8 protein-coding genes are annotated in these 7,020 nt (G+C 30.3%); all 8 read left to right on the forward strand.

Annotated features, from left to right (window positions below; all coding sequences use genetic code 11):
• Window positions 1-341 precede the first annotated feature (341 nt).
• Window positions 342-1,190, forward strand: coding sequence for a 3-hydroxybutyryl-CoA dehydrogenase (locus RSD37_RS16400; protein ID WP_346947805.1), 849 nt, complete (start codon window positions 342-344; stop codon window positions 1,188-1,190).
• A gap of 489 nt (window positions 1,191-1,679) precedes the next feature.
• Complete coding sequence (locus tag RSD37_RS16405) at window positions 1,680-2,546, forward strand: sulfide/dihydroorotate dehydrogenase-like FAD/NAD-binding protein (RefSeq protein ID WP_346947806.1); 867 nt, start codon at window positions 1,680-1,682, stop codon at window positions 2,544-2,546.
• A complete protein-coding gene (gene gltA, locus RSD37_RS16410) occupies window positions 2,546-3,928 on the forward strand; it encodes an NADPH-dependent glutamate synthase (RefSeq protein WP_346947807.1) in 1,383 nt (460 codons plus the stop codon). Before RSD37_RS16405 ends, gltA begins: the two co-directional genes overlap by 1 nt.
• Window positions 3,929-4,133: 205 nt before the next feature.
• Window positions 4,134-4,535: a C-GCAxxG-C-C family (seleno)protein gene (locus RSD37_RS16415; RefSeq protein ID WP_346947808.1), complete on the forward strand. Its 402-nt coding sequence runs from the start codon at window positions 4,134-4,136 to the stop codon at window positions 4,533-4,535.
• Window positions 4,536-4,643: 108 nt separating this feature from the next.
• Window positions 4,644-5,528 carry a DNA glycosylase gene (locus tag RSD37_RS16420; protein WP_346947809.1) on the forward strand — a complete coding sequence of 295 codons (885 nt, stop codon included), beginning with the start codon at window positions 4,644-4,646 and terminating at the stop codon, window positions 5,526-5,528.
• A gap of 56 nt (window positions 5,529-5,584) precedes the next feature.
• The gene (locus tag RSD37_RS16425) at window positions 5,585-6,319 is read left to right on the forward strand and encodes a TVP38/TMEM64 family protein (RefSeq protein ID WP_346947810.1); all 735 of its coding nucleotides are present in this window, start codon (window positions 5,585-5,587) and stop codon (window positions 6,317-6,319) included.
• Between the two features lie 173 nt (window positions 6,320-6,492).
• The gene (gene groES, locus RSD37_RS16430) at window positions 6,493-6,777 is read left to right on the forward strand and encodes a co-chaperone GroES (protein ID WP_346947811.1); all 285 of its coding nucleotides are present in this window, start codon (window positions 6,493-6,495) and stop codon (window positions 6,775-6,777) included.
• A 46-nt stretch (window positions 6,778-6,823) separates the two neighbouring features.
• Window positions 6,824-7,020, forward strand: a 197-nt coding sequence (locus RSD37_RS16435; RefSeq protein ID WP_346947812.1) for a TCP-1/cpn60 chaperonin family protein, incomplete at its 3' end; no start/stop codon positions are given.

Here is a 7,020-nt window from a genome sequence, read left to right on the forward strand (position 1 = left end):
ATGTAGCACTAGTAGGCGACTTTGCAAAAATACTTCCTGAGTTCGTAGCTCAATACAAAGAAATGAATAAATAATTTTACTTAAGATGAGGGGATATACATATATAGTGTATACCCCTCTCTTTATTGAGAAAAATAATGAAAAATCATAGTTAAATACAAAATACAGCAGTAAATATGAAAAGAATAAGATGTAATTTAATAATTATTTTTATGTTTTATATTTTATTATAAAGAATATATTTTTTATAAACATTAATAAGCGGATAAATTTATGGTAATATAAGTGTGTAGGTTAATTAAAAACTAATTTAATATAAATTTATGTAAGGAGTGTTTAATATGGAAAAGATTTGTGTGCTAGGTGCAGGAACAATGGGGGCTGGTATAGCTCAAGCTTTTGCAGCTAAAGGCTACGAAGTAATTATTAGAGATATAAAGGATGAATTTGTACAAAAGGGACTTGGGATGATAGAAAAAAACATCAAGAAACTTGCTACAAAGGGTAAAATTACAGAAGAAGAGGCTGAAAATATTTTAGCGAGAGTTAGCGGAACAACTGATCTTAGCTTACTAGATGATGTAGATTTAGTAATTGAAGCGGCTGTAGAAAACATGGAAATAAAAAAACAAATATTTAAAGAGTTAGATGAGATCTGCAAACCAGAAGCGATACTTGCTACTAATACATCTTCACTTTCAATAACTGAAATTGGAACTGCAACAAAGAGACCAGATAAAGTTATTGGATTACATTTCTTCAATCCAGCTCCAGTAATGAAGCTAGTAGAAGTTATTAGAGGAATGGTAAGCTCTGTAGAGACTTACACTGCAATGAATGAATTAGTTAAAAACATAGGTAAGGAACCAGTTCTTGTAGAAGAAGCACCTGGATTTGTAGTAAATAGAATATTAGTACCTATGATAAATGAAGCAGCTTGCATATTAGCAGAAGGAATAGCAAGCGCTGAAGATATAGATAAAGCTATGATGCTTGGAGCTAATCATCCAATGGGACCACTTGCTCTAGGAGATTTAATTGGGCTTGATGTATGTCTTGCTATTATGGATGTTCTATATAAAGAAACAGGAGACACAAAATATAGAGCTCACAGTATAATGAGAAAATATGTTAGATCTGGACAATTAGGAAGAAAAACAGGAAAAGGATTCTTTGAGTATAATAGATAATAATAAATCTAAAAATATAAAAGTGCAGGGACCCATAAAGTCTTTGTGCTTTTTAAGTTTTGAGGAAATATAATATTATATTTTGTGTTAATTATATTGAATTTTGAATATGTTAAAAAATATTTCAAAAAACGACAAAATGATATAAAACGTCAAAATTTGATACATTAATTATTAAATCAATTATTTAATTAATGTATAAAAGTACAAAAATTGAGAAAATTAATGTTTAATACTCAAAAAATGTTATTTATATGAAAATTTATAATGTTAAATCTGACATAAGGTTGACTATAATTGAATAAAACTATAAAATATAAATGTGGATTGTCACTGATTATGTAAGAAATTACTTATTTATAAGCGATGGTAATATGACTATTGTAGTTAACTTAGAGAAATTTTGGCTGAAATAATATTTCCAGAATCATGATAACGATATCAAAACAATATAAATTAAAATATATTTAAAATACGGAGGAAAATAATATGTATAAAATTGTTGAAAAAAAGATTTTAGCACCTTCAATATTTATGATGAAAATATTAGCACCAAGAGTTGCTAAATCAGCACATCCAGGACAGTTCATTATAATTAGAATGGACGAAAAAGGTGAAAGAGTACCTTTAACAATATGTGACACAGATGTAGAAAATGGAACAGTAACAATAGTTGTGCAAACTATTGGATGTACAACAAAGGCAATGGAAAACTATGAAGAGGGAGATTCTTTCTTTGATTTTGTTGGACCATTAGGAATGCCTTCAGAGCTTATAGAAGAGGATAAAGAAACTTTAAAAAATGAAAAAATAATGTTTATATCAGGAGGAGTCGGAGCAGCTCCAGTATATCCTCAAGTTAAATGGTTACATGAAAATGGAATCAAAGCTGATGTAATCATGGGATATAAGAATAAAGAAATGGTTATTTTAGAAGATGAGATGAAGGCTGTTGCAGATAGTGTATACGTAACAACTGATGACGGAAGTTATGGATTCAAAGGCATGGTTACTGCACAGTTAAAAGATTTGGTAGAAAATCAAGGGAAAAAATATGATGTAGTAATTGCTATCGGACCTATGATAATGATGAAATTCGTATGTAAATTAACTGAAGAGTTAGGAATAAAGACAATAGTTAGCATGAACCCAATTATGGTTGATGGAACTGGAATGTGTGGAGCATGTAGAATAACTGTTGATGGAGAGACTAAATTTGCTTGTGTTGATGGACCAGAGTTTGATGGACATAAAGTTAACTTTGATGAAGCTTTAAAGAGAGCAGGTATGTATAAAACAGAAGAGGCTAAAAAAGATTCTATGAAACCTGGATGTAAAATAGGAGGGAATAACTAATGGATAGAATGAAAAGAACTCCAATACAAGAGCAAAATCCAAAAGTGAGAGCTACTAATTTTCAAGAAGTTTGCCTTGGATATACTGAGGAAGAGGCTGTAAAAGAGGCTTCTAGATGTTTAAATTGCAAGAATAAACCTTGTGTTGGTAAGTGTCCAGTATCTATAGATATTCCTGAGTTTATCCAACATGTAAAAAATAATGAGTTTGAAGAAGCTGCAAAGGCTTTAGATAAATATACAGCACTTCCAGCAGTGTGTGGAAGAGTTTGTCCTCAAGAATTACAATGTGAAAGCAAGTGTGTTCTAGGAATAAAGGGAGAAGCAGTTGCCATTGGTAAGCTTGAGAGATTCGTTGCGGATTGGTCAAGAAACAATAATGTTGATTTAACTAAACCTATAAATAAAAAAGATAAAAAAGTAGCAGTAATTGGATCAGGTCCAGCAGGTATAACTTGTGCAGGTGAGCTTGCTAAAATGGGTTATGAAGTAACTGTTTTTGAAGCATTACATGAGCCAGGTGGAGTGTTACTTTATGGAATTCCAGAGTTTAGATTACCTAAAGATACAGTAGTTAAACATGAAGTAAACAACATAAGAAAATTAGGTGTCAAAATAGAGACAAATGTAGTTGTTGGAAGAACAGTTACAATAGATGAGTTAATGAATGAAGAGAATTTTGATGCCGTATTTATAGGTTCAGGTGCAGGTCTTCCTAAATTCATGGGAATTCCAGGAGAAAATTTGAATGGAGTATGTTCAGCTAATGAGTTTTTAACAAGAAATAACTTAATGAAAGCATTTAAAGATGATTATGCAACTCCGATTAAATCAGGAAAATGCGTTGCTGTAGTTGGTGGCGGAAACGTTGCTATGGATGCTGCTAGAACTGCATTAAGATTGGGTTCAGAATCTCACATAGTATATAGAAGAAGTGAGTCAGAACTTCCAGCAAGAGTTGAAGAAGTACATCACGCAAAAGAAGAGGGTGTTATCTTTGATTTATTAGTTAATCCAACAGAGATTTTAGGAGATGAAAATGGTTGGGTTAAAGGAATGAATTGTGTAAGAATGGAACTTGGAGAGCCAGATGAGTCTGGAAGAAGAAGACCACAAGTTATAGAAGGTTCTGAGTTTACAATAGACTGTGATACTGTTATCATGTCTTTAGGAACTTCACCAAACCCATTAATTCCAGCTACAACTAAAGGTTTAGAGATGAATAAGCGTAAATGTATAGTTGCAGAAGAAGAAACTGGGCTAACTTCTAAAGCGAGTGTGTACGCTGGTGGAGATGCTGTGACAGGTGCTGCAACAGTTATACTTGCAATGGAAGCTGGTAAAAAGGCTGCAAAATCTATTGATGAACAATTAAGTAAATAGTTAACAAAAATTATAAAGTATTATAAAAGTATAAAGTCATATTTTAAAGTTGTGTAAACCTCTTTAAAATATGGCTTTTTTGTAGTATAAATATAATATAAACTAAATTTTACTAATGGAAGAAAGATAAGTTACATTCTAGGCTAAGAGATTATAATAGAAAAAAGTAATTGAAAATAATAAGTATAAAGTAAGGGGATAAGTTATGTTATTAGATTTAGTCAAAAAATACTATGGAGAAGAATATGATTTAAACTGTGCTGAAACTATATTATATGCTGCTAATGAGGAGTATAATTTAAATTTACAGAAAGAAACCTTTAAGACTATGGCTGCATTTGGTGGAGGTATGGCTATAGAGGCTACTTGTGGAGTTGTTACAGGAGCAATTTGTGTTCTTGGGATTATGTTTACAAAGGAAAGAGCCCATGAAAGTGAATATGTTAAAAATCTTACACAAGAATTTATAGAAATGTTTAAAAAGGAATGCACTGAATTAAATTGTGACTTGTTAAAAGAATTATATAGAGATGAGGATATAAGATGTCTTAGTATAATTGAAAAGGGTGCAGTTATATTAGATAGCATTATTAACCGAGAAAAATAAAAAATTATTTAGAATAATTTTAAACAGTAGTGTTGAGACTAATCTTGGCACTACTTTTTAAATAATGATTAATAAAGAAATATTATTACCTCAAGGAGTTGAAACTGTATGGAATTTAAAGAAGTCATAGAAGAAAACAATAAAGTTATAATAAAAGAAGTGAAAAATTTTGAACTTCCACACATCTTTGATTGTGGTCAATGTTTTAGATGGAATAGACAAGATAACGATAACTATATTGGAGTAGCCTTTGGTAAAGTTATTGAGGTAGAGAAAGATGGTGACACTGTTATAATTTATAACAGTAGTTTGAAAGAATTTAATGATATATGGGTAAATTATTTTGATTTAGAAAGAGATTACTCAATTATAAAGGAAGAGTTTGAGAAGGATAAACTTTTAAAGAAGGCTGTGGAGTTTGGTTATGGAATTAGAATATTAAAGCAAGATCCATTTGAAATGTTAATTTCATTTATAATATCTGCCAATAATAGAATTCCTATGATTAAAAGAGCTATAGAGAATATAAGTAAGACATATGGCAAGCCTATAGAATACAAAGGTAATACATATTATACATTTCCAACGCTAGAAGAGTTTAGTAAAGCTACATTAGAAGACGTTGAGAGTTTAGGAGTTGGGTTTAGAGCTAAATACATAGTGAAGTCACTAGAGGATTTATCTAATGGAATATGTGATTTGAAGGCTATAAGATTAAGTGATGATGATGAATGTCATGAAGGACTTAAAAATTTTAGTGGAGTTGGACCTAAGGTTGCAGACTGTATAATGCTATTTTCAATGGGGAAATATTCAGCATTTCCAGTAGATGTATGGGTAAAGAGAGCTATGCAATTTTTCTATGTAGCACCAGACGTATCATTGCCTAAGATAAGAAACTTTGCAAGAGATAAGTTTGGAAATCTTTCGGGATTTGCCCAGCAATATTTATTTTACTATGCTAGAGAGAATAATATAAAAATAGATGTGTAAATAAAAGATGTTTTGTACAATATTAATTAACCTAAGAGTATAATGGGAGGTAGGCTATGAAGGATAGAAAGAAATTAAAAAAATATATAATTAATGGTTTAATATGGACCTTAGTTATAATTTTATTAGTAGTGGTTTATTTTCAGTTTTCAAGGAAATTTACTGTGTTTAGAGATCCAGAAAAACTTAAAAATTTAATACTTTCCTTTGGTAGCTATAGCATATTTGCATTTATTATACTTCAAATGATACAAGTAATAATATTCTTTATACCAGGAGAAGTAATGCAAGTTGCAGGTGGATATATATTTGGCCCTATAATTGGAGGCATTGCCTCAGTAGTTGGGATAGTTCTTGGAAGTGCAGTTGCATATTTTATAGCAAATCTATGTGGAAAAAAATATATAAATAAGCTTGTAGAAAAAAATAATCTAACTAAGATTAAGAAAATTTTAGATGCAGGAAGTAATAATGTTGTTATATTTGTAATATACTTCATACCTGGAATACCTAAGGATATATTAGTTTATGTTGCAGGTGTTTCAAATACATCACTAAAGGACTTTCTAATATATTCATCTGTTGGTAGATTGCCATGGATTATTGCATCTGCTATATTTGGACACGGAATACACAGTGGTAATTATGCATCTATGATAATCATAGGAATCATATCTGGTGTATTGTTTCTTATTGGAATTTTAAGAGGTCATAGGATAATAGATTTTTTTCATAGAAAATTAAAACATGACCATAGAAAAACTTCGAAAACAAGAGGAAATGGTAGATAATCTTATTGTATGCCATGTTTTAGGCAGTTTAATTACAATTATAGATTTGATAATAAAATAAATATTCTTTATTATAATATTAGGGTTAGCACTCAAAGATGAAGAGTGCTAATAACAAGATATTAAAATAATTTTTATATAATAAATAAGTTTAATAATTAGGAGGGTTTTATATGAATATCAGACCACTTGGAGACAGAGTAGTAATTAAAAGATTAGAGTCAGAAGAAATAACAAAGGGCGGAATAGTTTTAGCAGGTGCGGCTAAAGAAAAGCCACAAGAGGCAGAGGTTATAGCAGTAGGGCCAGGAAGTTATTCTCATGGAAGAGAAATAAAAATGGAAGTTAAAATAGGAGATAAAATATTATTCTCTAAATTTTCAGGAACAGAAGTTAAATTTGAAGGAAAAGAATATGTGATTTTAAAACAAGAAGATATTCTAGCAATAATAGAATAATTAAAGTTTAAGTAAACAAATTAATTATCTTAGGAGGTAAATATATATGGCTAAAAGTATTTTATTCGGAGAAGAGTCAAGAAGAGCTATGCAAAGAGGTGTAGATATTCTTGCAGATACAGTGAAGGTGACATTAGGACCAAAAGGAAGAAATGTTATATTAGACAAGAAATTTGGTTCACCGCTTATAACTAATGATGGTGTTACTATAGCTAGAGAAATAGAACTTGAAGATGCTTATGA

This window comes from Clostridium sp. (assembly GCF_036646415.1).
Taxonomy (GTDB): Bacteria; Bacillota; Clostridia; order Clostridiales; family Clostridiaceae; genus Clostridium_J.